The organism is Streptomyces sp. NPDC043878, from assembly GCF_056435735.1.
The window spans coordinates 300093-325758 of record NZ_JBWKDW010000001.1 but is presented as its reverse complement, the minus strand read 5'-3'; the positions used below and the strand labels follow the sequence as shown (position 1 = coordinate 325758).

At 71.9% G+C, this 25666-nt stretch carries 26 protein-coding genes; 19 read left to right on the top strand and 7 right to left on the bottom strand.

Annotated features, from left to right (window positions below; all coding sequences use genetic code 11):
- Positions 1 to 434: 434 nt before the first annotated feature.
- Positions 435 to 1469, bottom strand: a complete 1035-nt coding sequence (locus AC07AZ_RS01390) for a helix-turn-helix domain-containing protein (protein ID WP_478842551.1) — start codon at positions 1467 to 1469, stop codon at positions 435 to 437.
- 540 nt (positions 1470 to 2009) lie between these two features.
- On the opposite strand from AC07AZ_RS01390, the gene AC07AZ_RS01385 reads away from it, so the two are divergent.
- The 5 genes from AC07AZ_RS01385 (at position 2010) to AC07AZ_RS01365 (ending at position 7525) form a co-directional block, all read left to right on the top strand.
- Positions 2010 to 2660: a hypothetical protein gene (locus tag AC07AZ_RS01385; protein ID WP_478842549.1), complete on the top strand. Its 651-nt coding sequence runs from the start codon at positions 2010 to 2012 to the stop codon at positions 2658 to 2660.
- Between the two features lie 600 nt (positions 2661 to 3260).
- On the top strand, positions 3261 to 3962 hold the full coding sequence (locus AC07AZ_RS01380; RefSeq protein WP_478842547.1) for a YciI family protein: 702 nt from the start codon (positions 3261 to 3263) through the stop codon (positions 3960 to 3962).
- Complete coding sequence (locus tag AC07AZ_RS01375; RefSeq protein ID WP_478842545.1) at positions 3959 to 5188, top strand: RNA polymerase sigma factor; 1230 nt, start codon at positions 3959 to 3961, stop codon at positions 5186 to 5188. Before AC07AZ_RS01380 ends, AC07AZ_RS01375 begins: the two co-directional genes overlap by 4 nt.
- A 247-nt stretch (positions 5189 to 5435) precedes the next feature.
- A complete protein-coding gene (locus AC07AZ_RS01370; RefSeq protein ID WP_478842543.1) occupies positions 5436 to 6239 on the top strand; it encodes an alpha/beta fold hydrolase in 804 nt (267 codons plus the stop codon).
- Positions 6239 to 7525, top strand: coding sequence for a PP2C family protein-serine/threonine phosphatase (locus tag AC07AZ_RS01365; protein ID WP_478842541.1), 1287 nt, complete (start codon positions 6239 to 6241; stop codon positions 7523 to 7525). The genes AC07AZ_RS01370 and AC07AZ_RS01365 overlap by 1 nt, the downstream gene beginning before the upstream one ends.
- A 344-nt stretch (positions 7526 to 7869) precedes the next feature.
- Here the strand turns inward: AC07AZ_RS01365 and AC07AZ_RS01360 are convergent, their stop codons facing one another.
- The gene (locus AC07AZ_RS01360) at positions 7870 to 8478 is read right to left on the bottom strand and encodes a TetR/AcrR family transcriptional regulator (RefSeq protein ID WP_478842539.1); all 609 of its coding nucleotides are present in this window, start codon (positions 8476 to 8478) and stop codon (positions 7870 to 7872) included.
- 191 nt (positions 8479 to 8669) lie between these two features.
- Here AC07AZ_RS01360 and AC07AZ_RS01355 point away from each other — a divergent pair, with 191 nt between their 5' ends.
- The 4 genes from AC07AZ_RS01355 to AC07AZ_RS01340 all read left to right on the top strand — a co-directional run bounded on the left by AC07AZ_RS01355 (position 8670) and on the right by AC07AZ_RS01340 (position 12343).
- Positions 8670 to 9128 carry a cupin domain-containing protein gene (locus AC07AZ_RS01355; protein WP_478842537.1) on the top strand — a complete coding sequence of 153 codons (459 nt, stop codon included), beginning with the start codon at positions 8670 to 8672 and terminating at the stop codon, positions 9126 to 9128.
- Positions 9129 to 9205: 77 nt separating this feature from the next.
- Positions 9206 to 10015, top strand: a complete 810-nt coding sequence (locus tag AC07AZ_RS01350) for an alpha/beta fold hydrolase (RefSeq protein WP_478842535.1) — start codon at positions 9206 to 9208, stop codon at positions 10013 to 10015.
- Between the two features lie 149 nt (positions 10016 to 10164).
- Positions 10165 to 11481 carry a DHA2 family efflux MFS transporter permease subunit gene (locus tag AC07AZ_RS01345; RefSeq protein WP_478842533.1) on the top strand — a complete coding sequence of 439 codons (1317 nt, stop codon included), beginning with the start codon at positions 10165 to 10167 and terminating at the stop codon, positions 11479 to 11481.
- A gap of 421 nt (positions 11482 to 11902) precedes the next feature.
- On the top strand, positions 11903 to 12343 hold the full coding sequence (locus tag AC07AZ_RS01340; RefSeq protein WP_478842531.1) for a VOC family protein: 441 nt from the start codon (positions 11903 to 11905) through the stop codon (positions 12341 to 12343).
- A gap of 108 nt (positions 12344 to 12451) precedes the next feature.
- Here the strand turns inward: AC07AZ_RS01340 and AC07AZ_RS01335 are convergent, their stop codons facing one another.
- On the bottom strand, positions 12452 to 12541 hold the full coding sequence (locus AC07AZ_RS01335) for a DUF6207 family protein (protein ID WP_478842529.1): 90 nt from the start codon (positions 12539 to 12541) through the stop codon (positions 12452 to 12454).
- Between the two features lie 34 nt (positions 12542 to 12575).
- Here AC07AZ_RS01335 and AC07AZ_RS01330 point away from each other — a divergent pair, with 34 nt between their 5' ends.
- A complete protein-coding gene (locus AC07AZ_RS01330) occupies positions 12576 to 12767 on the top strand; it encodes a DUF5707 domain-containing protein (protein ID WP_478843411.1) in 192 nt (63 codons plus the stop codon).
- 427 nt (positions 12768 to 13194) lie between these two features.
- Positions 13195 to 13554 carry a VOC family protein gene (locus AC07AZ_RS01325; RefSeq protein WP_478842527.1) on the top strand — a complete coding sequence of 120 codons (360 nt, stop codon included), beginning with the start codon at positions 13195 to 13197 and terminating at the stop codon, positions 13552 to 13554.
- A 13-nt stretch (positions 13555 to 13567) separates the two neighbouring features.
- Here AC07AZ_RS01325 and AC07AZ_RS01320 read toward each other — a convergent pair whose 3' ends face one another.
- Both AC07AZ_RS01320 and AC07AZ_RS01315 read right to left on the bottom strand, forming a co-directional pair.
- On the bottom strand, positions 13568 to 14080 hold the full coding sequence (locus tag AC07AZ_RS01320) for a levansucrase (protein ID WP_478842525.1): 513 nt from the start codon (positions 14078 to 14080) through the stop codon (positions 13568 to 13570).
- 81 nt (positions 14081 to 14161) lie between these two features.
- Positions 14162 to 14962, bottom strand: a complete 801-nt coding sequence (locus AC07AZ_RS01315) for an IclR family transcriptional regulator (protein ID WP_478842523.1) — start codon at positions 14960 to 14962, stop codon at positions 14162 to 14164.
- 277 nt (positions 14963 to 15239) lie between these two features.
- Here AC07AZ_RS01315 and allB point away from each other — a divergent pair, with 277 nt between their 5' ends.
- From allB to AC07AZ_RS01300, 3 genes are all read left to right on the top strand, one after another.
- Positions 15240 to 16586, top strand: coding sequence for an allantoinase AllB (gene allB / locus AC07AZ_RS01310; protein ID WP_478842521.1), 1347 nt, complete (start codon positions 15240 to 15242; stop codon positions 16584 to 16586).
- Between the two features lie 56 nt (positions 16587 to 16642).
- The gene (gene alc / locus AC07AZ_RS01305; protein WP_478842519.1) at positions 16643 to 17758 is read left to right on the top strand and encodes an allantoicase; all 1116 of its coding nucleotides are present in this window, start codon (positions 16643 to 16645) and stop codon (positions 17756 to 17758) included.
- 220 nt (positions 17759 to 17978) lie between these two features.
- Positions 17979 to 18785 carry an AIM24 family protein gene (locus tag AC07AZ_RS01300; RefSeq protein WP_478842517.1) on the top strand — a complete coding sequence of 269 codons (807 nt, stop codon included), beginning with the start codon at positions 17979 to 17981 and terminating at the stop codon, positions 18783 to 18785.
- Positions 18786 to 19060: 275 nt separating this feature from the next.
- On the opposite strand, the gene AC07AZ_RS01295 is transcribed toward AC07AZ_RS01300, so the two are convergent.
- Positions 19061 to 19261, bottom strand: a complete 201-nt coding sequence (locus tag AC07AZ_RS01295; RefSeq protein ID WP_478842515.1) for a hypothetical protein — start codon at positions 19259 to 19261, stop codon at positions 19061 to 19063.
- 212 nt (positions 19262 to 19473) lie between these two features.
- Here AC07AZ_RS01295 and AC07AZ_RS01290 point away from each other — a divergent pair, with 212 nt between their 5' ends.
- Together AC07AZ_RS01290 and AC07AZ_RS01285 are read left to right on the top strand one after the other, a co-directional pair.
- Positions 19474 to 20799: a sensor histidine kinase gene (locus tag AC07AZ_RS01290; RefSeq protein ID WP_478843409.1), complete on the top strand. Its 1326-nt coding sequence runs from the start codon at positions 19474 to 19476 to the stop codon at positions 20797 to 20799.
- Positions 20800 to 20811: 12 nt separating this feature from the next.
- Positions 20812 to 21492 carry a response regulator transcription factor gene (locus AC07AZ_RS01285; RefSeq protein WP_478842513.1) on the top strand — a complete coding sequence of 227 codons (681 nt, stop codon included), beginning with the start codon at positions 20812 to 20814 and terminating at the stop codon, positions 21490 to 21492.
- Positions 21493 to 21568: 76 nt separating this feature from the next.
- On the opposite strand, the gene AC07AZ_RS01280 is transcribed toward AC07AZ_RS01285, so the two are convergent.
- Positions 21569 to 22576: a Gfo/Idh/MocA family protein gene (locus tag AC07AZ_RS01280; protein WP_478842511.1), complete on the bottom strand. Its 1008-nt coding sequence runs from the start codon at positions 22574 to 22576 to the stop codon at positions 21569 to 21571.
- 129 nt (positions 22577 to 22705) lie between these two features.
- Here AC07AZ_RS01280 and AC07AZ_RS01275 point away from each other — a divergent pair, with 129 nt between their 5' ends.
- The 3 genes from AC07AZ_RS01275 (at position 22706) to AC07AZ_RS01265 (ending at position 25599) form a co-directional block, all read left to right on the top strand.
- Positions 22706 to 23443: a GntR family transcriptional regulator gene (locus tag AC07AZ_RS01275; RefSeq protein WP_478843407.1), complete on the top strand. Its 738-nt coding sequence runs from the start codon at positions 22706 to 22708 to the stop codon at positions 23441 to 23443.
- Positions 23444 to 23875: 432 nt separating this feature from the next.
- Positions 23876 to 25024, top strand: coding sequence for an ROK family glucokinase (locus tag AC07AZ_RS01270; protein ID WP_478843405.1), 1149 nt, complete (start codon positions 23876 to 23878; stop codon positions 25022 to 25024).
- Positions 25021 to 25599, top strand: coding sequence for a sugar kinase (locus tag AC07AZ_RS01265; RefSeq protein WP_478842509.1), 579 nt, complete (start codon positions 25021 to 25023; stop codon positions 25597 to 25599). Before AC07AZ_RS01270 ends, AC07AZ_RS01265 begins: the two co-directional genes overlap by 4 nt.
- Positions 25600 to 25666 lie beyond the last annotated feature (67 nt).

Below are 25666 nucleotides of genomic sequence, written 5' to 3'. Positions count from 1 at the left end.
GCCCCCCCCCCCCCCCCCCCCCCCCCCCCCCGGACCGGGTGCGGTGGGTCTCTTCCCCCCCCCCCCCCCCCCCCGGTCCGCTCGCCGAACCCAAGGCGGCCGGCGGGCTCGACGGGTCCAAGGTCTGTGGGGACGGCTGCCACATGCGCGCGAAAGAGGGGAGCTGACGCGGGTCCGTCGTCGGTCGGCCGGTGGAAGGCGGGCAGCGAACACAAGTGAGCCACGGGGCGGTGGATCACCTCTCAGCTCGCCGGGAACCGCCGAGTTCCCGCAACGACCGAGGGCCCCGCGGGAAGAGCCGGCGAGGTGACCCAGACCCGCGCCCTCATCGACAACATCCCGCCACGGTCACATGCCCGGGCCGCCCACAGCGCCCCCTGCCCTGCTCGGGACACGAGCAGGCGGCATCCGCTGAACTGCGGTCGCACATTTGGTCACTTGCCCTCGGTCGGCCCGTGGCCCGTCGGATGCCCGTCCGACGAGAGTGAGGCCGCTGCGGTCGAGCGGGCGTACTCGGTGGGAGTCTGACCGTAGTGCTTCTTGAAGGTCCGGGTGAAGTGGCTGCTGTCCGCGAACTGCCAGTGTGCGGCGAGTTCCGAGATACTCAGGCGACCTGACGGCGCGGTGAGGGCGAGCCGGGCCTCGTGCAGTCGCCGGTGGCGGATGTAGGTGGTCACCTGCTCTCCCACGGCGGCGAATGCCCGGTGCAGCGTACGGACGGAGACATTGAGTTCACGAGCGAGCATCGCAGGAGAAAGTTCGGGATCAGCGAGCCGACGGTCCGCGAGGTCCTTGGCCGCCTGGGTGAGCGCGGGGGCCAGCCGGGGTTCCACATCGTCGAACCGGCCCTTCGCCACCGCCTTGGCCAGCTCGATCAGCGCGCCGTGGGCGGCTTCCACACCGACCCGGCCGAGGTCGGCCACAGTTGTCTGGATCATGCTGGCGAAGGCCGTCAGCAGGCGTATCTCGGCCGAGTCCGCCGGGCCGGTGACGGCCCGGTTCCCGAGCAGGGGTTTGAGCTCGCCGGGGGGCAGGACGAAGAACTTCGCCGTGAGGTGCGCCGTCGTCTCGAAGGCCGTCAGGCGCCCGACGTGCCGGACGAGGAACTGCCCGGCCGGTACGGTCTGCTCGCCGTAACCGGGCGGGCCGCCCAGAGTCCATGCGCCGCGCCGCACCACGTACATTGCCACCAGATCCTGATCGCCGCCCGGGGCGTCCGCGGTCCGGGTCGCCGACGCGGCGTGAAGATCGGCGATCGCCGCGCCGTGCACCTTGGCCACGCGGCCCTTGACCCGGAAGTCACCGACCGTGTCCGGGGTGAAGGCCGGCAGTTGGAAGACATCGTCGCCGACCTGCGTCTCCCACCCGCGCCGGAAGGCGTCGTGTCCCCGCGGTGCGGCGCCCGGGGCGGTCGAGTCCACCGAGAACACCCCGCGCGCGTCGTCGTCCTCCGCTCGCGTACCGTTCATCACTCTCCGATCCCCCCACGGCGTTGTTTCGACGCCATCCATCCCGCGGTGCTCGTGTTCCGTGCGGACGTCGCCGTGGTTCATGTGGGCGCTGTGCCAATCCTCCTACAATCGGCCCGCAGGGCAGCGGTCGAGGGGCACGGCTGACGCGTTGTCAGTCAGCGGGATGAGCTGATCGCCCGCGTTGGTCGCGGGCTGCTCACTCGTGAAGGCGCGAGGCTGTCGAAGGTTCGTCGGCAGTGGGCGCCGACTTGAGGGCCCCCACCGCCTAGTGCCGCGACAGGCAACGTTCGCCCCGTCGCGACGCCCGGCACGCTCCCCCACTGCCGTAAGGGCGTGGGAGGTGCCCCCACTCGCCGCACCAGCCGAAGACCCGAGTACGTCCAGTACGAGGGCCCTGGCCGGCACTCCCCCAGCCTCCGGCCGGGGGGACCCCCAGAGCACGCACCGGACGCCGCTCCTTCACGGGCAAACGTTGCCTGCCACGGCACTAGTGGTGGGGAGGCGGCGCTGTCAGACCCCTGTGCCACTCTGCGTGTCATGACCTCAGTCAAGGATCCAGAAGACTTTGTGGGTGTCACGGACCCCGTTGACACCCTGTTACGGCGATGTGTGGATCACATCAACCGCAATCGCGAGGTGTGCACGGTCAAAGCAGAATGGTTCGCCTACATAGGGGAGTTGACGCTGGATGGGACGGTTACCTGGTTCGGGATGGGGCGCGGCGGCTGGTATCACGACGGACTGCCCGCAGGACTGAGCAAGGCTCCGGTGTACGCGGGCTTCCACTGGTGCCGGGAGGACGACAAGCCTCCAGTCGCCCGGGCCGACATCGTCGTCGTGCCGCTGGCGGACGCCGCCCGTATCGCGGCGGCCGACTGGGGGGATGGATACAACGGCTACGAACCGGCCCCGCTGGACGGATACGCCGTCCTGTGCAGCGACCCGTTCGACCCGAAGCGGGCCGGCGAGGAAGGCGCCGAGGCCCATCTCCGCGACGCCAAGTGCGTCATCGCGGCCGGCGACAGGGAGGGTCGCCAAGCCAACTACGCCGAGATCATCACCGATCCGGACCGCGGAGGCAACGCCCTGTTCTTTCCTGTCGAGGGGGAGGAGAGGGACGGCTACTCGGCAGTGGAGCCGGACGGAACCGTTGTCTGCCTCGCTTTCATCGACTACGACTTCGACTAGCGGGCGGCAGGGTGACCACAGGCAGCACCGTCGTGAGTGTCTTGCTCCCACTCACGGACGGAGGCTACGGCTCTCCACCGACATCCGCGAGCGGCCCTGCACGGCTGTCGATCGTCGGCACGAGCCAGCTCCTTCGACGGACCCGAAGCCCTCGCACGCCTTCACCCGGGCAGCGCGCCGGGTGGGCTGATCCCTTCTTCCGCCCCGTCAACACCACCGACGCGGCGTCGCGGTTGACCCGATCCTGCCGCGCCCACGCCTCGGTCCGGGCGGCGAGCGCCAGGTAGTACCGGAAGTGCCCGGGCCGGCCTTGTCCAGCACTGCGGCGCGCACGGGTCGGATGCCGGGTCCGCGCACCAGTCGCGGCGCGTGGCCCAAAGCCCCCCTTGCAGCCGAGCCACACACCCCTGTTGGTACCGCCCGCCCCCTCTGTGTGGAGAGGCGGCGGTGGTCACCTGGGCACGCGCAGCCTATGCGCGCCGCCGGCCGGCCACGGTCTTGACGTCCGGACGGAGATATCGTCGACGGAATCCTCGTCACCTGTCGGATTCCGCGGAGGCCCTTCGTCGTCCTCGTGAAACACCCGAAAGGAGAACGGTCATGGAGTACGTGTTGTTCGTCGCCACCGACCCCGCCGGGGAACCGACCGACGAGAACCCCCAGGCGTGGGTCGAGCAGTGGAACGACCGCGGCATCCGTGTCGAGGGAATGCCTCTCAAGCCGGTCACCGAGACCAGGACGGTCCGCGTCCGCGGCGACCGGATGCTGGTCACCGACGGCCCGTTCGCCGAGACAGCCGAGTGGATCGCCGGATACGACCTCATTGAGGCCGCCGACCTCGACGAGGCGATCGAGGTCGCTGCGTCGCATCCGATGGCGACCGGCGGACGCATCGAGATCCGGCCGGTCGAACCGCTCGACCTCGGACCGGGCACCGAGAACGTCCCGCATGAGGGCGACGCGCCCGCCTCTCGCTTCCTCGGGATCTTCCGGACGGACCCGAGTGCGCTGTCCGATGCCCCCGACCCCGCCGCGGTGGCCGAGTGGGTCCGCGAGGGCCTCGCGTCCGGCCACTGTCTCGGCGGGCGGCACCTGCATCCCGTCGAGGACGCCACCCTCGTGCGCCGCCGCGCGGGGGAACTGCTGATCACCGATGGCGCGTACACGGACGTGCGGGAGTGGGTGTCCGGGATCGTGTTCGTCGACGGCGAGTGGGAGGAGGCGATCGACTACCTCTCCCGCTCCCCGATGGCGCGGTCCGGGATCGCCGAGTTGCGTGAGTTCTGGACGGACTTCTCGTGAAAACCGGGCCGGCGGAGGTGCGGGCGGCGCTCGCCGAGGCGTACCGCGGCGAGTGGGGCGTCGTGTTCGGCACGGTCGTGGGCATGACCGGGGACTGGGAGCTGGCTGAGGACTGCGCGCAGGACGCGTTCGCCCGCGCCCTGCCGGCCTGGGAGCGGGACGGCGTACCGCACCGGCCGGGGGCATGGCTGGTGACCGCCGCGAGGCACCGCGCCCTGGACGTGCTGCGCCGCCGGACGGCCGAGCGCGGCAAGCTTGCACAGGTCGCCGCGATCGAGGCGGTCCGCGAGCCGCAGCCGCCCGGGGACGAGCGGCTGCGGCTGGTGTTCACCTGCTGCCACCCGGCGCTCCCTCTCGAATCCCGGGTGGCACTGACCCTTCGCGCGGTCAGCGGCCTCACCACGCGCGAGATCGCCCGCGCCTTCCTGGTCGGCGAGGACACCGTGTCGCAGCGGATCCTGCGGGCGAAACGCAAGATCGCGACGGCCGGGATCCCCTACCGGGTGCCGCCGCCCGGGGCGCGCGCCGAACGGCTGGAAGGGGTTCTCGCCGTCATCTACCTCGTGTTCACCGAGGGGTACGCACCGAGCGACGGCACGACCGTCCGCGACGTGCTCGCCGAGGAGGCCGTCCGGCTCGCCCGGCTCGTCGCCGCCGAGGCGCCACAGGAGCCGGAGGCGCGGGGGCTGCTGGCGCTGCTGTTGCTCCAGCATTCGAGGCGCGCCGCCCGGCTCGACGCGGACGGCGGGCTGGTCACGCTGGAACGCCAGGACCGGATGCGCTGGGACCACGCGCTCATCGCCGAGGGCGTGGCCCTCGCCGGTGAGGCGGTCACGGCGGGCGGCCCGTACGCGCTCCAGGCCGCGATCGCCGCGCAGCACGCAATCGCCCCGGTCGCGGCCGCGACCGACTGGGTGGCGATCGTGGCGTTGTACGACCGTCTCCTCGCTCTGCGAAGCAACCCGGTCGTGGCGCTCAACCGCGCGGTCGCTGTCGGGATGCGCGACGGCCCGCAGGCGCAGCTGGACGCCGTCGAAGCCCTCGGCACGCCTAAACAGCTGGCCGGGAACCACGCGGTGGCCGCCGTCCGCGCGGACGCGCTGCGCCGCCTCGGCCGCGTCCGCGAGGCGGCGGAGGCGTACCGGGCGGCGGCGACGATCGCCCCGAGCAGGGCGATCGCTGGAGAGTACGCGCAGCGGGTCGCCGAGTTGGGGCGGGACGCTTGACGATGCTTCGGCACATGTCGCCGCGCCGTTGGCGGATGCCCGCCCCGCGCACTGCCGGGTGGAGGGGGACCCGCTCGTCGCAGGTGCGATCGTTGCCCCGCTGGTGTGCGTCACCCGCGGGCCGCGCACAGGTCGGACGGCGTCGGGGACGTAGCGTTTGTGTGCAGGGTGTGAAGGAGGCGGGTACGGCAAGAGGTTATCCGCTGCTGTGCGGGAGTGGTGGGTGGCGTCTGAGAGGGTGGTGGGTATGGACATCGATCGCAGGAACAACGTCACCGTCACCGGCAATCCGCAGGGGCGGACGGTGGTGCTGGCGCACGGGTTCGGCTGTGATCAGAACATGTGGCGGCTCACGGTGCCGGCGCTGGCCGAGGACTACCGGGTGGTGATGTTCGACTACGTGGGATCGGGCCGTTCGGATCCGGCCGCGTTCTCGGCGGAGCGTTACGCCTCTCTCGACGGCTATGCCCGGGACGTGGTCGAGGTGTGTGAAGCGCTGGACCTGCGTGACGCGGTGTTCGTGGGGCACTCGGTCAGCGCGATGATCGGGGTGCTGGCCGCCGGCCTGGCTCCGGAGCGCATCGGGGCGCTGGTGATGGTCGCTCCGTCACCGCGTTACATCGACGACGAGGGCTACCGGGGTGGATTCAGTGCGGAGGACATCGACGAGCTGCTCGGCTCACTGGAGTCCAACTATCTGGGCTGGTCGGCGGCGATGGCACCGGTGATCATGGGGAACGCGGAGCGGCCCGAGCTCGGTGACGAGCTGACGAACAGTTTCTGCGCCACCGATCCGGAGATGGCGCAGGTCTTCGCCCGGGCCACGTTCCTGTCGGATTCGAGGGACGACCTGAAGCGGGTGAGCGTGCCGACGCTCGTGCTGGAATGCACCCAGGACGCCATCGCGCCCCGGGAGGTCGGCGCCTTCGTCCACCAGGCGATCCCCGGCTCGACGCTGATCACCCTCGATGCCACCGGGCACTGCCCGCACCTGTCCGCGCCCGATGCCACCAACGGAGCGATCACCGGATTCCTGGCCGGCCTGCGCTGATGTACCCGACCGGGCAGCAACCCGACCCGCAGAGCACCGGCGACGACAAGACGGCGAATGCGGCGTTCGCCGCGCTGCTGGAGGACAGCGCCGAGGAGTTGTACGAGAGCGCGCCGTGCGGATACCTGTCCACGCTGATGGACGGCACCATAGCGAAGATCAACGGCACCCTGCTGCACTGGCTCGGTCGGGAGCGGGACGCGGTGGTGGGCAGGATGCGGTTCACCGACCTGCTGACCGTGGGCGGCAAGCTTTACCACGAGACGCACTTCGCGCCGCTGCTGCGCATGCAGGGCGAGATCGGCGGCATCGCCCTGGAGATCAGACGGGCCGACGGCGGACGCATGCCGGTACTGGTCTCCTCCATGGTCAAGCAGAGCGGCAGTGGCGAGCCGTTGCTGATCCGTACCACCCTTTTCGACGCCCGCGACCGCCGCGCTTACGAAGCCGAACTCCTGCGGGCCCGGAAGGAAGCCGAGGAAGCGCGCAGACAGGCGGAGGCCGACCGAGCCCGGCTCCAGGACGCTCTGGCCGTGCTCCAGCAGTCACTGCTGCCCGACTTCCTCCCGGTCGTGCCCGGAATGGAGACGGCCGTCCACTACCGCACCGCCTCCCCCGACCGGCTCGGCGGCGACTTCTACGACCTCTTCCCCGTCGACGGCAAACGCTTCGCCTTCTTCCTGGGCGATGTGTGCGGCAAGGGCCCCCAGGCCGCCGCCGTCACCTCGCTGACCCGCTATACGCTGCGTGCCGCAGCCCTGCACGACCCTGACCCCGTCTCCGCCCTCTCCACCCTCAACAAGGTGCTGCACGCGCGCTACACCGGTGGTGATCCGCGCTATTGCACGGTCGTCTTCGGCATCGTCGAACCCGATTCCGTGACCGGGCAGGCCGCCGTCCGCATCGCCTCGGGCGGCCACCCGTCGGCCCTCGTCCTGCGGGCCGACGGCACGGCCGACTTCCTGCCCACCCCTGGCGGCTTCCTCGTCGGCGCCCTGCCCGACGCCCGCTTCGCCACCGCGACCACCGTCCTCGCACCCGGCGACACCCTGCTGCTCTACACCGACGGCCTCACCGAGGCCCGCACCAGCGAGGACCGCGGCAGCCTGTACGGGGACGAGGCGCTGCGAGACTTCACCGCCGAACACGCCGGCCGGTCCCCGCAAGCCGTCGTCGAGGCCCTGACGGGCCTGTTGGACGACTTCGGCGACAGACTCGACGACGACACCGCCCTGCTCGCCCTCGGCGTTCCCGCCCCCGGCCCCGGGACCGGAACCGCCGAATGAGCCCGGGCTGAAGATCACCGCCCGGGACGCCACGACCGGTCCCGTCCTGGAGATCACAGGCGGAATCGACTGCACCACCGCCACCGAACCGCGGGACCGGCTGACCACGCTCACAGCCGGGCCGGCGCCACGTCCTGGCCCTGACCGGCCCGGAATGCTGCGACTCCAACGGCATCAGCGCACTGATCGCCGCCCGTGATCTCGCCCACGCCGCTCGGGCCGACCACCCGCTCGCTGTGGTGGCCGCCCACATCCTGCGCGTCGTTCCGCGGCCGGCGCTCCCAGCTGCGCGGCGGGCGGTTCCGCGCCGGGCACGGCGGAAAGGAGCGGCAGCCTCCGGGCCGCTATGAGGTCGCGCGCACCGCGGCTTCGGTCAGGGTGGTCGCCGTGTGTACGGCGCTGGCGACCGCGGTCTGTGGATCGAGCCCGCACAGGTCGGTGAGCGTGAAGAGCGCCTCCGCGCTGACGACCACGGCGAGGTCCCGCTTGAGCTGGGTGAAGCCTTCCGGATCCGTCGTTCCCAGCGTGCCTTCGAGGGGGGCGAGCGCGTGGTCGATCAGGCCGAAGCGGATCCCGGGGCGTGCGGACGCTGTCGCGGGCTGGGTGATGGTGGCCGAGATCATCGCGCGCACCGATCCCTGGCGGCCGAGTATGCCGCGGAGCAGGAACTCGCAGGCGAAGGCGACGCGTTCGACGGGGTCGGCGGAGTCCGCGACCGGCGCGAGCGCCTCGGCCGGGGCCGGCCAGACACCGGCCAGGGCCTCGCTGATCAGGGAGGGCAGATCGGGGAAGTACCGGTAGGCGGTGGCCTCCGAGACCAGGGCCGCGCGGGCGATCTCCGGCATGGTCACCTCGCCGCCCGTGTCGATGAGTTCACGGGCGGTCTGCACGATCGCCGTACGCGTGCGCTTCTTCTGGTTGGTGCGGCCGGTGTCGGTCTGCGTCGTCGCCATCGATGCGTCCTCATTTCCTGCCTGTGCACATCCCGGAACATCCCGGCACACTTTAGCACGGTCGGCCCTCGTTATGAGAGTGCACTTGCATAACGGTGGCCAACCCTCTAGTTTCGTTCCCGAGGGTTCGTGAGAGCCCGCTCTCACAAACGAAGGGCATGGCCATGAACGGCACGAGCGAGGAGCCCGCAGTGAACGAGGTATCGGTGGTCGGTCCCGACGACGGCGAGACGATCCGCCTGGGCCCGACGCAGATGCGCATCCTGGAGGACGGCAGCACCACCGGGCACCGTCTCGGCATCGGTGAGATCACCATCGCCCCGCACACCCAGGGCCCGCCCCAGCATCGGCACGCCCAGCACGACGAGGGCTTCTACGTCGTCTCCGGCACCGTGCACTTCACCGTCGGCGAGGCGACCCACGTCGCCCCGGCCGGCACGCTCGCGATGATCCCGCCCGGCGCACCGCACACGTTCGCCAATCCCGGCGACGAGCCGGCGGTGATGCTCAACACCTTCACGCCCGACCTGTACGTGCAGTACTTCCGCGACCTGCGGGACATGATCGCCGGCGGCCAGGAGCTGAACCCGGAGTCGACGATCGCGGTGATGAGCCGCTACGCCACCGTCCCCGCCACCGACTTCGCGTAACGCCCCGCCGACTACGCCGCCTTCACCCGTAGACCGCCCAACCTCCGCGCAGAACAGTTCACTTGAGGAGCACTTCCGTGATCAGCACCACGCACACCGTCACCCTCGACGAGGGCGACCTCGACATCACCGTCGACCTCCACGGCGAGAAGGGGCGCCCCTTCCTGCTCCTGCACGGCGGTGGCGGCCCCCAGACCGTCACCGCGTTCGCCGCGTTCCTGTCCGAGCAGCGGCCGGCGAGGGTCTTCGTCCCCGTCCACCCCGGCTTCGGCGCCACCGCTCGACCCGACTGGCTGACCGACGTCACCGCCCTGGCCCAGGCGTACATACGGCTGCTCGACGTGCTCGGCCTGGAGGACGTGGCCGTCGTCGGCAACTCCATCGGCGGGTGGATCACCGCCGAGATCGCCGCGCTCGGCAGCGAGCGGATCACGAGCGTCACCCTCATCAACGCGGTCGGCGTCGACGTCCCCGGCCACCCCGTCGCCGACACCTTCTCCCTCACCCCCGTCGAGCTGTCCCGGCTCTCCTTCCACGACCCCTCGAAGTTCCGCTTCGACCCCAGCTCGCTCTCCGACGAACAGCGCGCGGTCATGGCCGGCAACCGCACCGCGCTGCAGATCTACGCGGGCCCCGACAGCATGGCCGATCCCACCCTGCGCGAGCGTCTGGCCAAGGCCACGGTGCCCGCCCTGGTCGCCTGGGGAGAGAGCGACCAGGTCGTGGACGCGGACTACGGACGGGCCTACGCGGCAGCCATCCCCGGTGCCCGGTTCGAACTGCTGCCCGGCACCGGTCACATGCCCCAGGTGGAGACCCCCGAACAACTCCTGCCCGTGGTGTGGGACTTCGCGGACGCCTACGCCACCACCCGGCCCACCGACTGATCCGGGGCCACCACATGTCCGTAGCCCTGCAAGCACCCGAAGCGTCAGAACCGCCTGAACCGCCGGAGACATCCGGGCCACGCGAGCCGACCGGAGGGCACGCGTCGGCCGAACCCGCCCTCCGGCGGCGGCAGTCGATCGTTCTGGCCGTGTGCTGCCTCAGCGTGCTGCTGGTCAGCCTCGACACCACCATCCTCAACGTCGCGCTGCCCGCCATACAGCGCGACCTCGACTCCTCGGTCTCCGGCCTGCAGTGGACGCTCGACGCCTACACCATCGTGCTCGCCTCGCTCCTGACCCTGGCCGGCTCCACGGCCGACCGCGTCGGGCGACGGCGGATCTTCCGGCTCGGACTCCTCGTCTTCACCGGCGGGTCGCTGCTGTGCAGCCTGGCGCCGACGCTTGGGTGGCTGGTGGTCTTCCGGATGGTGCAGGCACTGGGCGGCTGCATGCTCACACCGGTCGCCATGGCCATCCTCACCAACTCCTTCACCCAGCCCCGCGAGCGAGCGCGCGCGATCGGTGTATGGGGCGGGGTCGTCGGCATCAGCATGGCGGCCGGACCGATCCTCGGCGGCGCGCTGGTGCAGTCGGCCGGCTGGCGGTCGGTGTTCTGGCTCAACGTGCCGATCGGCCTGGCCGCGCTGCTTCTCGCCACGCTGTACATCCCCGAGTCACGGGCGCCTCACGCCCGCCGTGCCGACCCAGTGGGCCAACTGCTGGCCATCACCTTCCTCTGCACCCTCACGTACGCCATCATCGAGGCGCCGGACCAGGGCTGGACCTCCCCGCCGATCGTGGCGTGCCTCATCACGGCCACGGGCGCGCTGGTCGGCTTCGTTCCCTACGAGAGCCGTCGCACGGAACCTCTCATCGACCCCCGCCTGTTTCGCAGCGCGTCCTTCAGCGGGGCCACCGCCACCGCGGTCCTCGCCTTCGCCGCACTCGGCGGTTTCCTGTTCGCCAACACCGTCTACCTGCAACGAGTCCTGGGCCTGAGCGCCCTGGACGCCGGCCTGCACCTGCTGCCGATGGCGGTGCCGGCCCTGGTGTGCCCGCCGCTGTCCGGGCGGATCGTGGGCAGCCGCGGCCCGCGGATCCCGCTGCTGCTCGCAGGGGCGGGCATCACCGCCAGCGGACTGCTGGCCGTGCTCGCCACCCGCTCCTCCCACCCCTCCTACACACTCCTGTCCCTGACCTACGCGCTGTTCGGCCTCGGCTTCGGCTTCGTCAACGCGCCGATCACCCATACGGCGGTCTCCGGCCTGCCGCGCGCCCAGGCCGGGGTGGCCGCCGCCATCGCCGCGACCAGCCGCCAGGTCGGCTCCTCGCTCGGCGTCGCGGTGATCGGCGCCACGATCGCCGCTGGGACACGCCCGGCGGCCTGGTGGATCATCGCCGGCTGTGGCCTGGCCATCCTGGTCCTGACCGCGCTGACACGTCCCACCGCCGGTGGCGCCGACTGACGGTGCGAAGCCCAACCGGAGGGGGCCAGCGCGGCCCCCGGCTCGCGCCGGTGCCGCGCGGCGGGGCCCGGACGGGCGCGGCGAGGGCGAGCGGCACGGGGAACCCCACCCGCCAGGGGTGACCCGGCACCGTGAATGTGTCGGGGAGGCGCAGTGCTCAAGCGCGCACGCTGTGAATCGTCGAGGAAGCATGGAAGAGCGGGGACGGCACGCTGCGGCTGATCGTCTTCCTGGGAGCGGCCACCTGCGCACTCACCCTCGGTGGTGGCGCCTGGCTCGCGGGCCCGCTGCAGCGGTGCTGAGGCGTGATCCAGATTTCTCGGAGTTCGGCGGTCTGAGGTTGTCGAGAGCGTGCCACCGGCTCCGTCCCAGGGACATCAGCGGCCACCGCCGGCCGCACGCGGAAGAAGGAGAAGCCAGCATGGCGATTCAGCGGATGGACAACGTCGGCATCGTCGTCGAGGACATGGATGCCGCCATCGCGTTCTTCGTGGAACTCGGTATGGAGCTGGAGGGCAGGGCGGAGGTCGAGGGCCTCGTCGCCGACCAGTGCACCGGACTCGACGGCGTCCGCTGTGACATCGCGATGGTCCGGACCCCGGACGGTCACAGCCGGCTCGAGCTGTCGAAGTACCGCAGCCCCGCGGCGATCAGCGCCGGGCCGCGCAACAGGCCGCACAACATCCTGGGCACGCACCGCGTCATGTTCGCCGTCGACGACATCGAGGACACCGTCGCCCGCCTGCGCCCTCACGGCGCCGAACTCGTCGGCGAGCTCGCCCGGTTCGAGGACAGCTATCTGCTCTGCTACGTCCGCGGCCCGGAGGGCATCATCGTCGGACTGGCCGAACAGCTGCGCTGAGAAGGAGAAACCGAACCGCGTGATACTCCAGCAGCGTTTCGCCATCCGGCCTGGTGTGGCGGGTCCAGGACGCCGTCTCCGCTCGGTGTCCGGGCTGGAGAGGGGCTGTCACGCTTCGGCGAGCAGTACCCGCGGGGCGACGGCGGTCTGGTCGTCGCACGCCGCGATGTGCACCACGGCCAGCCCCGGCTGGTTCACGCGCGCTTCGAGGTGAGGCGACGGCGTGCAGGACATGGCCGGCGCGGAGTCGGACGTCTGCAAGCCGTCCGGTGAGGACACCGTGCGCTGCACCTACACGGTGGCCGTCACCCGCGCCGAAGCCGACGGGTCCCCGCGCGGCCGGTGGCACCTCGCGGTCCTGGCTACCGCGCAGGACGGCGACACGACACTGGAGGCCGAGGCCGCCGACTTCACCGCCGCGTGATCCATGCGTGCAGGTGATCCTGGCACGTGGGTGCACCTGTGCACCATCGAAGGCCTCGTGCCGACGTGGAGGGAGGTCTGCGGACGGTCCGCGATCTCCGGGACCGTCAACAGTGGTTCGATGGCCGGGCAGCCATCGACGCGAACCAGCGACTGCTGGACCGTGCCCCGGCGTCGTCCTCGGGGTCCTCGCAGCCGGGAAGGTGTCCCGCACAGCACAGCACAGCACAGCACCGCCCCGGCCCGGCGCATGGAGCCGCGTCCAGTGCGGCGAACGTCCCGTTCTCGTGCCGGCCCGGCGGTTCAGGACACACTGGAGGGAGCCGACCGACGGCGACGAGGGTTTCCGAATGCTTGCTCACCTTCCCGGCACGTGACGAACTCCGCCCCGCCGTCCCGCCCCCGTGAGCCGCCAGGAGGCACCGCCCATGACCGTCCGCAGGATCGTCCCCGACATCCAGGTCGGCTCCGAGCAGGACATGTCGTCCAACCGTGACTTCTACGGCCTGCTCGGCCTCGAGGAGGTCATGAACCTGGGCTGGGTCATGACCCTCGCCTCCCCGGCCAACCCCACCGCCCAGATCAGTTTCCTCACCGGGGAACGCACGGCGCCCGTCGTCCCCGACCTGAGCGTGGAGGTCGAGGACGTCGACGCCGTGTACGCGCGGGTGCTCGCATCGGGCGCGGAGGTCCTGCGGGATCTGCGGGACGAGGAGTGGGGTGTACGACGGTTTCTCGTCCGCGATCCGAACGGGCGGGTGGTGAACGTGCTGGGCCACCGGGCCTGACCGCGCCGTCGGCTCACTGGCTGTAGAAGTACCGCGTCCCCTTCTCGAGGAAGTACGAGGCGTACACGCGGCCGAGGGCCGGCTTGCCGCGGTACATCCCCACGTACTGGCGCGCACTGTCGACCACGACGGGCCGTGTCATACAGGCGAACTTGATCCGCTGCTGCGCCTCCGCCCACTGCACGGCCGCCGGATCGACCCGGTCGCTGACCAGCAGCGGGAAGGCGCCGACGCCGTTCTGCAGGCCGACGGGCAGTCCGCCCTTGGTGTCCTTGGCGTACTTCATCACCTGGTCGGTGAAGGCGGAGACGACGGGCACCGTTATCTCCTCCACCGCCGCGGCCACGGTGAACAGATGCAGTTTCGTCGCCATCCAGCGCATCCGGAACTCGGCCCGCCGCCCGACGAGCACGGGCACCCCGGCCCAGTCCTCCCACCGCGTGGCGCATCCGTCCTCGGCCAACCTGCCCTGCACGAAGGCCAGATAGGCGCCCGGTGCCGAGTGCTGTTGCTGCTGTGCGTCCATGCGCGGATCCTAAGCGCCCATGCGGCGTGCTGAGCCGCGCGGGGGGAGGAGAGTCAGGCCCCCGTCGAGGCGTACACCCACCTAGGCCGCGGGCCCCGAACTCGCCAGGGCCTCCGACAGTTCCGAGGCCACCTGCTGCAGTACGGGGACGATCCTGTCCGTCGCCGCCTCCGTGACCCGGCCCGCCGGGCCGGAGATCGAGATGGCGGCGGCGGTGGGGGAGTCGGGCACCGAGACGGCCAGGCAGCGGACGCCGATCTCCTGTTCGTTGTCGTCGATCGCGTAGCCGGCCCGGCGCACCTCCTCCAGAGCGGCCAGGAAACCGTCGGGAGTGGTGATCGTCTTGTCCGTCGCGGCGGGCATGCCGGTCCGGGCGAGCAGGGCGCGTACCTCGTGGTCCGGGGTGTTGGCCAGCAGGGCCTTGCCGACGCCCGTGGAGTGCGGCAGCACCCGCCGGCCGACCTCGGTGAACATGCGCATCGAGTGCTTGGACGGCACCTGCGCCACGTACACGATCTCGTCGCCGTCCAGCAGGGCCATGTTCGCCGTCTCGCCGGTCTCCTCGACCAGCCGGGCCAGATAGGGGCGGGCCCAGGTGCCGAGCAGTCGGGCCGCGGACTCGCCGAGCCGGATGAGACGGGGGCCCAGCGCGTACCTGCGGTTGGTCTGCTGGCGGACGTACCCGCAGGCCACGAGGGTGCGCATGAGGCGATGGATGGTGGGCAGCGGCAGCCCGCTGCTCGCCGAGAGCTCACTCAGCCCGACCTCGCCGCCCGCGTCCGCCATCCGCTCCAGCAGGTCGAAGGCGCGCTCCAGGGACTGGACGCCCCCGCCGGCGGAGGACTTGGCGGAGTCGGTGGTGCTGGCGCTGGACGTCGGCACGGCGCGTTCCTTTCGGGCGGGCGGGAAGGGCAGAAGCCTACCCGTCGGCCGGTCTACGCCCGGTTGGACGTACCTGCGTTCTGCTTGTTGGAAGTTTAATTCCGCCTTATGGAAACGTCCAGAGTCGCCGCCGCGGGCGCACTGTGGAGAAGTGTGCCTCTTGACTGGGGTGCGGGTGGGAGTGAAGACTCCTTCAACAGAAAGTTGAATTCCGTTACGTGGAAGTTACTTCCGTTTCCCGGAAGTAACGGCGCGGCGGCGGCAGAGAGGGGTCCCGGTGTCCGACGTCAGCGGCGCAGAACTGGTGCTGCGCTCGACACGCGTCATCACCCCGGAGGGAACGCGGGCCGCCTCGGTCGCGGTCGCCGGGGGCACGATCAGGGCCGTCCTGCCGTACGACGTCCAAGTGCCGTCCGGCGCGCGCCTGGAGGACCTCGGCGACGACGTCCTGCTGCCCGGCCTGGTGGACACGCACGTGCACGTCAACGATCCCGGCCGGACCGAGTGGGAGGGCTTCTGGACCGCCACCCGCGCGGCGGCCGCCGGCGGCATCACCACCCTCGTCGACATGCCCCTCAACTCCCTGCCGCCGACCACGACGGTCGACCACCTCCGTACGAAGAGGGCCGTCGCCGAGGAGAAGGCGCACATCGACGTCGGCTTCTGGGGCGGCGCGCTGCCCGGCAACGTCGAGGACCTCCGCCCCCTGCACGAGGCGGGCGTCTTCGGCTTCAAGGCCTTCCTCTCGCCGTCCGGTGTGGACGAGTTCCCGCACCTCGACCAGGACGGCCTCGCCCGCTCACTGGCCGAGATCGCCTCCTTCGGCGGCCTGCTGATCGTGCACGCCGAGGACCCCCACCACCTGGACGCCGCCCCGCAGCGGGGCGGCCCCCGGTACGCCGACTTCCTCGCCAGCCGCCCGCGCGACGCCGAGGACACCGCGATCGCGCACCTCCTCACGCAGGCGAAGCGGCTGGGCGCGCGGGTGCACGTCCTGCACCTGTCGTCGAGTGACGCGCTGCCGCTGATCGCCGCCGCCCGGACGGAGGGCGTCCGCGTCACCGTCGAGACCTGCCCCCACTACCTCACCCTCACCGCCGAGGAAGTCCCGGACGGGGCCAGCGAGTTCAAGTGCTGTCCACCCATCCGCGAGGCGGCCAACCAGGACCTGCTGTGGCAGGCGCTCGCGGACGGCACCATCGACTGTGTGGTCACCGACCACTCGCCGTCGACCGCGGACCTCAAGACGGACGACTTCGCGACCGCCTGGGGCGGCATCTCCGGGCTCCAACTCAGCCTGTCCGCCGTGTGGACCGAGGCCCGCAGACGGGGCCACGGTCTCGAGGACGTGGTCCGCTGGATGTCCTCCCGCACGGCCGACCTGGTCGGACTGGACCGCAAGGGCGCCATCGAGGCCGGCCGTGACGCCGACTTCGCGGTCCTCGCACCCGACGAGACGTTCACCGTGGACCCGGCCGCCCTCCAGCACCGCAACCGGGTCACGGCGTACGCCGGCAAGACCCTGTACGGCGTCGTGAAGTCGACCTGGCTGCGCGGCGAACGCATCGTCGCCGACGGCGAGTTCACCGAACCGAAGGGCCGACTGCTCACCCGTACCCCCTGATCCGCCCCGCCCCCGCACCCGCAGCGGCCGACTCCCGAAAGGCAGACCTGATCACCGTGACGGCGACCGAAAGCTTCACCGGAGACGCGCACCCCTACGGAGGCGGTGACCCCTACGCCGACTACCGCACGGCGGACTTCCCCTTCACCCGGCACGCCGACCTCGCCGACCGGCGGCTGGGCGCCGGCGTCATCGCCGCCAACGACGAGTTCTTCGCCGAGCGCGAGAACCTCCTCGTGCCCGGACCGGCCGCGTTCGACCCCGAACGCTTCGGGCACAAGGGCAAGATCATGGACGGCTGGGAGACCCGGCGCCGCCGCGGGGCCTCGGCCGAACACCCCTGGCCCGCGGCCGAGGACCACGACTGGGCGCTGGTGCGCCTGGGCGCGCCCGGTGTGATCCGCGGGATCGTCGTGGACACGGCCCACTTCCGCGGCAACTACCCGCAGGCCGTGTCCGTGGAGGGCACCTCGGTACCGGGCTTCCCCTCGCCGCAGGACCTGCTGTCGGACGAGGTGAAGTGGACGACGCTGGTGCCGCGCACCCCCGTGGGCGGCCACGCGGCCAACGGGTTCGCCGTCTCGCTGGAGCAGCGCTTCACGCACGTCCGCGTCAACCAGCACCCCGACGGCGGCATCGCCCGCCTGCGGGTGTACGGCGAGATCGTTCCTGACCCCCGATGGCTGGCGGCGCTCGGCACCTTCGACGTGGTCGCTTTGGAGAACGGCGGCCGGGCCGAGGACGCCTCGAACCTCTTCTACTCCCCGGCCTCCCACACCATCCAGCCGGGCCGTTCCCACAAGATGGACGACGGCTGGGAGACCCGCCGCCGGCGCGACCACGGCAACGACTGGATCACCTACCGGCTGGTCGCGCAGGCACAGGTCCGCGCGGTCGAGATCGACACGGCGTTCCTGAAGGGCAACAGCGCGGGCTGGGCCTCGGTGTCGGTCCGGGACGGCGAGGACGGCGACTGGAGCGAGCTTCTCCCGCGCACCCGCCTCCAGCCCGACACCAACCACCGCTTCGTCCTCCCGGCCCCGGCGACCGGCACCCACGCCCGCCTGGACATCTACCCCGACGGCGGCATCTCCCGCCTCCGCCTCTTCGGCTCCCTCACCGAACAGGGCGAATCCGACCTGCGGACCCGCCACCGGGAACTGGGCGGCTGACAGCGCCTTCCACCCCGCCGGGCGTCTGAGGGAACGCAGGCGGCGCCCTCCAGTCCGTCCGGCGTCCGAGGGCGCGGCCGTCCAGGCCGCCGACGGGGGCGCGGGGGCGGAGCACCGGGGACGGGAAGGGCCGGCGGGGGGCGACCCCGCTCCCCACGCCCGTTCGGGTACCGGCACGTCCGCCCGGAACTCTTCCCTCCGCTTCGCACGTTCTCCTCTCGTGACACTTCGGCAAGAGATCGTCGGCAACGCCATGCAGATGGCGATCGTCAACCTGCACCCCGGCCAGACCGTCTACTGCGAGGCCGGCAAGTTCCTGTTCAAGACGACGAACGTGACCATGGAGACCCGCCTGTCCGGCCCGTCGAACAGCGGCGGGCAGGCGCAGGGCGGCGGCATGGGCGGCATGCTCCGCCAGGCCATGGGCACGGCCATGCAGGCCGGCCAGCGCGCCCTGGCGGGGGAGTCGCTGGCCTTCCAGTACTTCACCGCGCAGGGCGGCGAGGGCACCGTCGGCTTCGCGGGCGTGCTCCCTGGGGAGATGCGTGCCCTGGAGCTGGACGGCACGCGCGCGTGGTTCGCGGAGAAGGACGCCTTCGTGGCGGCCGAGTCCACCGTCGACTTCGGGATCGCCTTCCAGGGCGGCCGCACCGGGATGAAGGGCGGCGAGGGCTTCGTCCTGGAGAAGTTCACCGGACACGGCACGGTGATCATCGCCGGCGCCGGCAACTTCATCGACCTCGACCCGGCCGACTTCGGCGGGCGCGTCGAGGTCGACACCGGGTGCGTCGTCGCCTTCGAGGAGGGCATCCGCTACGGCGTCCAGCGCGTCGGCGGACTCAACCGCCAGGGCCTCATGAACGCCGTCTTCGGCGGCGAGGGTCTCTCCCTGGCCACCCTGGAGGGCAGCGGCAGGGTGATCCTCCAGTCCCTCACCATCGAGAGCCTCGCCAACGCCCTGCGGAAGGCGCAGGGCGGCGACAAGCAGGGACCGACCGGCGGCCTGTTCTCGACGTCCTCCGGGTGACGGACGGCGCGGGTCCGCCGACCGCCCCGCTTGACGGACGGCGCGGGTCCGCCGACCGCCCCGCTTGACGTACGGCGTGGGTCCGCCGACCGCCCCGCTGGTGGCGGCACCGTTCGCGCCACCACGGCGGAGGCGGCCGTCGGCGGCGTCCGCCGCGCCGGGCTCCCCACCCAGGCGTACGACACGCCCGCCCTGACCGGCCGCGGTGGCTGAGCCGCGGCCGGTCGGGCCGAGGCCGTCGGGAACGGCACGTCGGGCCAGGGGCGGATCCGAGGTCAGCGGGCCCCGCGGCTCTCGGCGACGGCGAACAGCGCGAACGCCAGCACCACGAGGACGAGGCTCGCGTAGACCTCGTGACCGTCGAGGAACCCGAACCGCCGCACGAGACCCAGATGCCAGTGGGTGAACGCGTCCAACAGCCCCAGCACGCCCTGCACCAGGGCGATGAATCCGAGTAGTTCCAGCAGCTGCTTCATGGACAAGACCCTCGCCCCACGGTCCCCCCGCACGCAGTACTCCGAGGGTGCGGCACGTCCGACGGACGTATCCGGGACGCCGGGGCGCTCACGCCGAAAGTCGACGGCGCCGCGACTTCGGTCGCGGATCCCGCTCACAGGGGGGTGACACGGGCCGCCACTGCATAGATTTGCCGACCGTGAGGGAAGACGAGACCACACCGTCACGGCCGGTGCCGGCGAACGCGCCGGTGCCCCTGCCGCGCGCCGAGCCGCAGCTGCGCAGCTGGCTGCTGCCCTCCGCCGTGGTGCACGCGCTCGACCCCGAGACCGCGCGGTCCGGGCGACGGCCCCGGCGCACCGCGCGGGACTGGATCGTCGACTTCTCCTGCTTCTTCCTGGCCGTCGCCATCGGCCTGGTCGCCGCCGACGCCCTGTCCGACGAGCACGGACTGTCGCCGGCGCTCGCCGTCACCGACCAGCTCGTCGGCGCCCTGGCCTGCGGCGCGGTCTGGCTGCGCCGCAGATGGCCGTTCGGCCTCGCCGTCGCCATGATCCCGGTCGGACTCGTGTCGAACACCGCGGGCGGCGCCGGCATGGTCGTCCTGTTCACGCTCGCCGTGCACCGGCCCTTCCGGTACGTGGCCTGGATCGGCGGGGTCTCCCTCGCCCTGATCCCGCTGTTCTACTGGATGCGCCCCGAACCCGACCTGCCGTACGTGGTGGCCGTCGCGCTCACCGTGCTGCTCACCCTCACGGTCATCGGCTGGGGCATGCTCGCCCGCTCGAAACGGCAGCTCATGCTGAGTCTGCGGGACCGGGCCCGGCGCGCGGAGACGGAGGCGCGGCTGCGCGCCGAGCAGGCCCAGCGGCTCGCCCGCGAGGCCATCGCCCGCGAGATGCACGACGTGCTCGCCCACCGTCTGACGCTGCTGAGCGTGCACGCGGGCGCCCTGGAGTTCCGGCCGGACGCGCCCCGCGCGGAGGTGGCCCGGGCGGCCGGAGTCATCCGGGAGAGCGCGCACGAGGCGCTCCAGGACCTGCGGGAGATCATCGGCGTCCTGCGCGCCGCCGGGGCCGACGACGCGGGCCGGCCGCAGCCGACCCTCGCCGCGCTGGACGCGCTCGCCGCCGAGTCCCGCGAGGCCGGCATGAAGGTCACCCTCGACAACCGCGTCACCGACCCGGCCGGCGTCCCGGCCTCCGTCGGCCGCACCGCCTACCGCATCGCCCAGGAGGGTCTCACCAACGCCCGCAAACACGCCCCCGGCTCGGAGGTCACGGTCCGGGTCACCGGCGCCCCGGGCGACGGGCTCGTCATGACCGTGGGGAACCCTCCGCCGGACGGCCCGGTGCCGCCCGTCCCCGGCTCCGGCCAGGGCCTGATCGGCCTGACCGAGCGGGCCACGCTGGCCGGCGGCCGGCTGGAGCACGGCCCGGACGCGGACGGGGGCTTCCGCGTGTCGGCCTGGCTGCCGTGGGGGGGAGCGGGCCGTGAGAGCGCGCCACACGCCCCAGCCGAACCCGCCGCGCACCCAACTCGCGTGCCCCGCACGTGATTACGTGGGCCCATGACTGCGATCAGGCTCCTCCTCGTCGACGACGACCCGCTGGTGAGAGCCGGCCTGTCCCTGATGCTGGGCGGCGCCGAGGACATCGAGATCGTCGGGGAGGCCGCCGACGGCGCCGAGGTCGAGGCGCTCGTCGACCGCGCCCGCCCGGACGTCGTCCTCATGGACATCCGTATGCCGTCGGTCGACGGTCTCACCGCCACCGAGCGGCTGCGCGGGCGGCCGGACGCCCCGCAGGTCGTCGTCCTCACCACGTTCCACGCCGACGAGCAGGTGCTGCGGGCGCTGCGTGCGGGCGCCGCCGGATTCGTCCTCAAGGACACCCCGCCCGCCGAGATCCTCGCCGCGGTGCGCCGGGTCGCGGCCGGTGAGCCCGTCCTGTCGCCGGCCGTCACCCGCCGGCTGATGGACCACGCGGCCGGCACCGCCGCCGACACGCGCCGCGCGCGGGCGCGGGAGCGCGTCGCCGCCCTCAACGACCGCGAGACCGAGGTCGCCGTCGCGGTCGGCTGGGGGCTGCCCAACGCGGAGATCGCCGGCACGCTCTTCATGAGCGTCGCCACCGTCAAGACTCACGTCTCCCGCATCCTGGCCAAGCTCCACCTCAACAACCGGGTGCAGATCGCCCTGTTGGCCTACGACGCGGGACTGCTGGAGGAGACCGGGGGTGAGCCGTCGTAGGACCGGTCCACCGCACTTCGGCACGGGGCGACTTCCCTGGCGAGCAGGGAAGTCGGGGAGTCGGGCCCGCCGCCCGTCAGCTCCCGTCCGGGAGTTCCGCCGGCCGTACGGGTCTGCGTTCACGGCGGGAGACCTCGCAGGCCTCGGCGATCCGCAGCGCCTGGAGGGCCTCGCGGCCGTCGCAGGGGTTGGCCCGCTCACCCCTCACCACCTCGACGAACGCGTCGAGTTCGGCCTCGTAGGCGGGTCCGAAACGCTCCAGGAACCCGGTCCACGGCTTGTCGGCGGCGGGCGGGCCGGTCGGCTCGGTGGACGCGATCGGCGTCCGGTCGTCCAGGCCGACCACGATCTGGTCCAGCTCCCCGGCCAGCTCCATGCGGACGTCGTAGCCCGCGCCGTTCAGCCGGGTCGCCGTCGCGGTGGCGAGCGTGCCGTCGTCCAGGGTGAGGACCGCCGCGGCCGTGCCGACGTCCCCCAGCTCACGGAAGAGCGCGGGCCCCGCGTCGGACCCGGCCGCGTACACGTCGACGACCTCGCGGCCGGTCACCCAGCGGATCACGTCGAAGTCGTGGATCAGGGTGTCCCGGTACAGGCCGCCGGACGCGGACAGATAGGGGGCCGGGGGCGGCGCCTGGTCCGAGGTCATCGCCCGGAGCGTGTGCAGCCGGCCGAGCCGCCCCGAGGCCACGGCCTCCCGGGCGCCGGTGTACCCGGCGTCGAAGCGGCGCTGGAAACCCATCTGGAGGACGGTTCCCGCGCTCTCGACCTCGGCGATCGCCTGCAGCGTGCCGGGCAGGTCCAGCGCGATGGGCTTCTCGCAGAACACCGGCAGCCCCGAGCGTGCTGCCCGACCGATCAGTTCGGCGTGCGCCGACGTGGCCGTCGTGATCACCACCGCGTCCACACCCCACCGGAAGATCTCGTCGATGCCCGGCGCCGCCGTCTCGCCGAGCCGATGGGCGAGTTCCTGGGCCCGCGAGGGGGCCGCGTCGGTGAGGATCAGGGAGCCGACCTCACGGTTGCGGCTGAGATTGTTCGCATGGATGGTGCCGATCCGGCCCGTTCCGATGACTCCGATGCGCATGGGACCAAAGTGCGGGCCGACCCGCCACGCTGTCAATGCGTATGTCCTGACAATCGGACTACACGACTTCCCGTCAACCAACCGCGCGGCTACGCTCGGCCCGTGCCGAAACCACAAGTGGACCCGACCGTGACGCTCGAACTCTCTGTGGACCGCAGCAGCCCGGTGCCGTTGTACTTCCAGTTGTCCCAGCAGCTGGAGGCCGCGATCGAGCACGGAAAGCTGACCCCCGGCAGCCTTCTGGGCAACGAGATCGAGCTCGCGGCGCGGCTCGGTCTGTCCCGGCCCACCGTCCGCCAGGCCATCCAGTCGCTCGTCGACAAGGGCCTGCTCGTACGCCGCCGCGGTGTCGGCACGCAGGTCGTGCACAGCCAGGTCAAGCGCCCGCTGGAGCTCAGCAGCCTCTTCGACGACCTGGAGGCGGCGGGCCAGCGTCCCGCGACGAAGGTCCTGGTCAACACGGTGGTGGCGGCGACCGCGGAGATCGCCGCGGCCCTCGGTGTGGCCGAGGACAGCGAGGTGCACCGGGTGGAGCGGCTGCGGCTCTCGCACGGCGAGCCGATGGCGTACCTGTGCAACCACCTGCCGCCCGGACTGCTCGACCTGCACACCGCGCAGCTGGAGGCGACCGGCCTGTACCGGCTGATGCGCGGCGCGGGCATCACACTGCACAGCGCCCGCCAGTCCATCGGCGCCCGGGCGGCGACCGCGGCCGAGGCCGAGCGGCTCGCCGAGCAGGAGGGCGCCCCGCTGCTCACCATGCAGCGCACGACCTTCGACGACACCGGCCGCGCGGTCGAGTTCGGCTCCCACACCTACCGTCCCTCGCGCTACTCCTTCGAGTTCCAGCTGCTCGTACGGCCCTGACCGCGTCGCCGTGCGGCCCTGGGGGCGTCTTGCGCGTGCGGCCCCGACGGCTCCGCCGTACCGCCCTGAGCGTCTTGCGCGCACGCCCCTGACCGCGTCGCCGTACCGCCTTGGCCGCTTCGCGTGCGGCCCCGACCGCTCCGCCTCCACGGCCGCGAGGACCATTCGCCCCGACCGGGTTCGTCGCAATGTCCGGACAATGCGCCCGAAGTGCCGCCGACGCGCACGGTTCACGCCGGTTCGCCCGGGCGGGGGGCCCGGCCGGTGGGCGGAAACCAGCCGGACGACCCCGGTCACGAGTTGAACACCACAGGCCGGGGCGCCCGCAACCGCGCCACCAGCCACAACACCCCCACCGCCCACGGACATCCCGTGCCCGCCTTCGCTCCCCGGCACGGCACCCCCCACGCGCGTGAGGCAGAATCGGGCCTGATGAGCACCTACGGCAACTTCAGCGCCCCCATCGGCTCCCGCCGCGCGACAGCGCTCCGCACGGTCGGCACCCGGGAACGCCGCTCCCACCTGACGGCACCCCGCGTGCCCACCGTCGGCATCGACATCGGCGGTACGAAGGTGATGGCGGGCGTCGTCGACGCCGACGGGAACATCCTGGAGAAGCTCCGCGCGGAGACCCCGGACAAGTCGAAGAGCCCCAAGGTCGTCGAGGACACCATCGTCGAACTGGTCCTGGACCTGTCCGACCGGCACGACGTGCACGCCGTGGGCATCGGCGCGGCCGGCTGGGTCGACGCCGACCGCAACCGCGTCCTGTTCGCACCCCACCTGTCCTGGCGCAACGAGCCGCTGAGGGACCGCATCTCCGCCCGGCTGGCCGTCCCCGTGCTCGTCGACAACGACGCCAACACCGCCGCCTGGGCCGAGTGGCGCTTCGGCGCCGGCCGCGGCGAGGACCACCTCGTCATGATCACGCTGGGCACCGGCATCGGCGGCGCGATCCTGGAGGACGGCCAGGTCAAGCGCGGCAAGTACGGCGTCGCCGGCGAGTTCGGCCACATGCAGGTCGTACCCGGCGGCCACCGCTGCCCGTGCGGCAACCGCGGCTGCTGGGAGCAGTACAGCTCCGGCAACGCCCTGGTCAGGGAGGCGCGGGAGCTGGCCGCCGCCGACTCCCCGGTCGCCTACGGGATCATCGAACACGTCAAGGGCAACATCGGCGACATCACCGGCCCGATGATCACCGAGCTGGCCCGCGAGGGCGACGCCATGTGCATCGAGCTGCTCCAGGACATCGGGCAGTGGCTCGGCGTCGGCATCGCCAACCTGGCCGCCGCCCTCGACCCGTCCTGCTTCGTGATCGGTGGCGGCGTCAGCGCGGCCGACGACCTGCTCATCGGCCCCGCCCGTGACGCCTTCAAGCGCCAGCTCACCGGCCGCGGCTACCGCCCCGAGGCCCGCATCGCCCGCGCCCAGCTCGGCCCCGAGGCCGGCATGGTCGGCGCCGCGGACCTGGCCCGGCTGGTCGCCCGCCGCTTCCGGCGCGCCAAGCGGCGCCGGGTGGAGCGCTCCGAGCGCTACGAGCGGTACACGGAGGCCCGCCGCACCACCCAGGAGTCGCTGTGACGGCCTCGCTGCCCCGCCAGGCGGCGCCCCCGAGCGAGCCGCCCCGGCCGGAGGGCCACCGGCACATGATCCGACGTCGGGCGATCACGCTGCTCATCATCGGGCTGCTGATCGGCGTCCCGGCCGGCTACCTGCTGATCTCCGCCGAACAGAGCCGGGACAGCGGCAAGGCCAAGCAGGACAAGTACGCGGCGACCGGCCTCACCCCGGCCTGGCCCTCCAAGGTGCAGCGCCGCCTCTACCAGGTGCCGATCCCGCATCCGGCGGACATGGTCGCCTACTACGAGACCAACAACTGGAAGACCAGCCGTCTCTACGTCCAGTTCCGCACCACCAACGCGGGCCTGGACGCCTTCCTGACCGGCATGGGCGCGCGCCGCGCGGACCTCCGGCGGGACAAGATCACCATCGGCGCCCGCGACCGGAGCGTCAGCGGCTGGTCCTTCACCGGCCCCGGCCGGTGGTGGGGCCTGGTCCACGCCCAGAAGAACCCGGCACCCACCCAGGACGTCATCCTGAACCTGGCCAACCCGACGTACCCGATGGTGTACGTCGTCTCCCGCACGGTCCCCTGACCGGTGGCCCCCGCTCGTCGCCGGAGCCGATTGTCAGACCCCGCCCGTAGAGTCGAAGACGTCTGAT

What these genes read in the sequence shown, in the direction of transcription:
- AC07AZ_RS01360 (WP_478842539.1), bottom strand. Translation starts at nt 8,478, where the DNA reads ATGGCGACGACGCAGACCGACACCGGCCGCACCAACCAGAAGAAGCGC.
- AC07AZ_RS01330 (WP_478843411.1), top strand. Translation starts at nt 12,576, where the DNA reads ATGGCCGGCGCGGAGTCGGACGTCTGCAAGCCGTCCGGTGAGGACACC.
- AC07AZ_RS01365 (WP_478842541.1), top strand. Translation starts at nt 6,239, where the DNA reads ATGTACCCGACCGGGCAGCAACCCGACCCGCAGAGCACCGGCGACGAC.
- AC07AZ_RS01340 (WP_478842531.1), top strand. Translation starts at nt 11,903, where the DNA reads ATGGCGATTCAGCGGATGGACAACGTCGGCATCGTCGTCGAGGACATG.
- AC07AZ_RS01385 (WP_478842549.1), top strand. Translation starts at nt 2,010, where the DNA reads ATGACCTCAGTCAAGGATCCAGAAGACTTTGTGGGTGTCACGGACCCC.
- AC07AZ_RS01380 (WP_478842547.1), top strand. Translation starts at nt 3,261, where the DNA reads ATGGAGTACGTGTTGTTCGTCGCCACCGACCCCGCCGGGGAACCGACC.
- AC07AZ_RS01390 (WP_478842551.1), bottom strand. Translation starts at nt 1,469, where the DNA reads ATGAACGGTACGCGAGCGGAGGACGACGACGCGCGCGGGGTGTTCTCG.
- AC07AZ_RS01270 (WP_478843405.1), top strand. Translation starts at nt 23,876, where the DNA reads ATGAGCACCTACGGCAACTTCAGCGCCCCCATCGGCTCCCGCCGCGCG.
- AC07AZ_RS01280 (WP_478842511.1), bottom strand. Translation starts at nt 22,576, where the DNA reads ATGCGCATCGGAGTCATCGGAACGGGCCGGATCGGCACCATCCATGCG.
- AC07AZ_RS01325 (WP_478842527.1), top strand. Translation starts at nt 13,195, where the DNA reads ATGACCGTCCGCAGGATCGTCCCCGACATCCAGGTCGGCTCCGAGCAG.
- AC07AZ_RS01320 (WP_478842525.1), bottom strand. Translation starts at nt 14,080, where the DNA reads ATGGACGCACAGCAGCAACAGCACTCGGCACCGGGCGCCTATCTGGCC.
- AC07AZ_RS01285 (WP_478842513.1), top strand. Translation starts at nt 20,812, where the DNA reads ATGACTGCGATCAGGCTCCTCCTCGTCGACGACGACCCGCTGGTGAGA.
- AC07AZ_RS01295 (WP_478842515.1), bottom strand. Translation starts at nt 19,261, where the DNA reads ATGAAGCAGCTGCTGGAACTACTCGGATTCATCGCCCTGGTGCAGGGC.
- AC07AZ_RS01370 (WP_478842543.1), top strand. Translation starts at nt 5,436, where the DNA reads ATGGACATCGATCGCAGGAACAACGTCACCGTCACCGGCAATCCGCAG.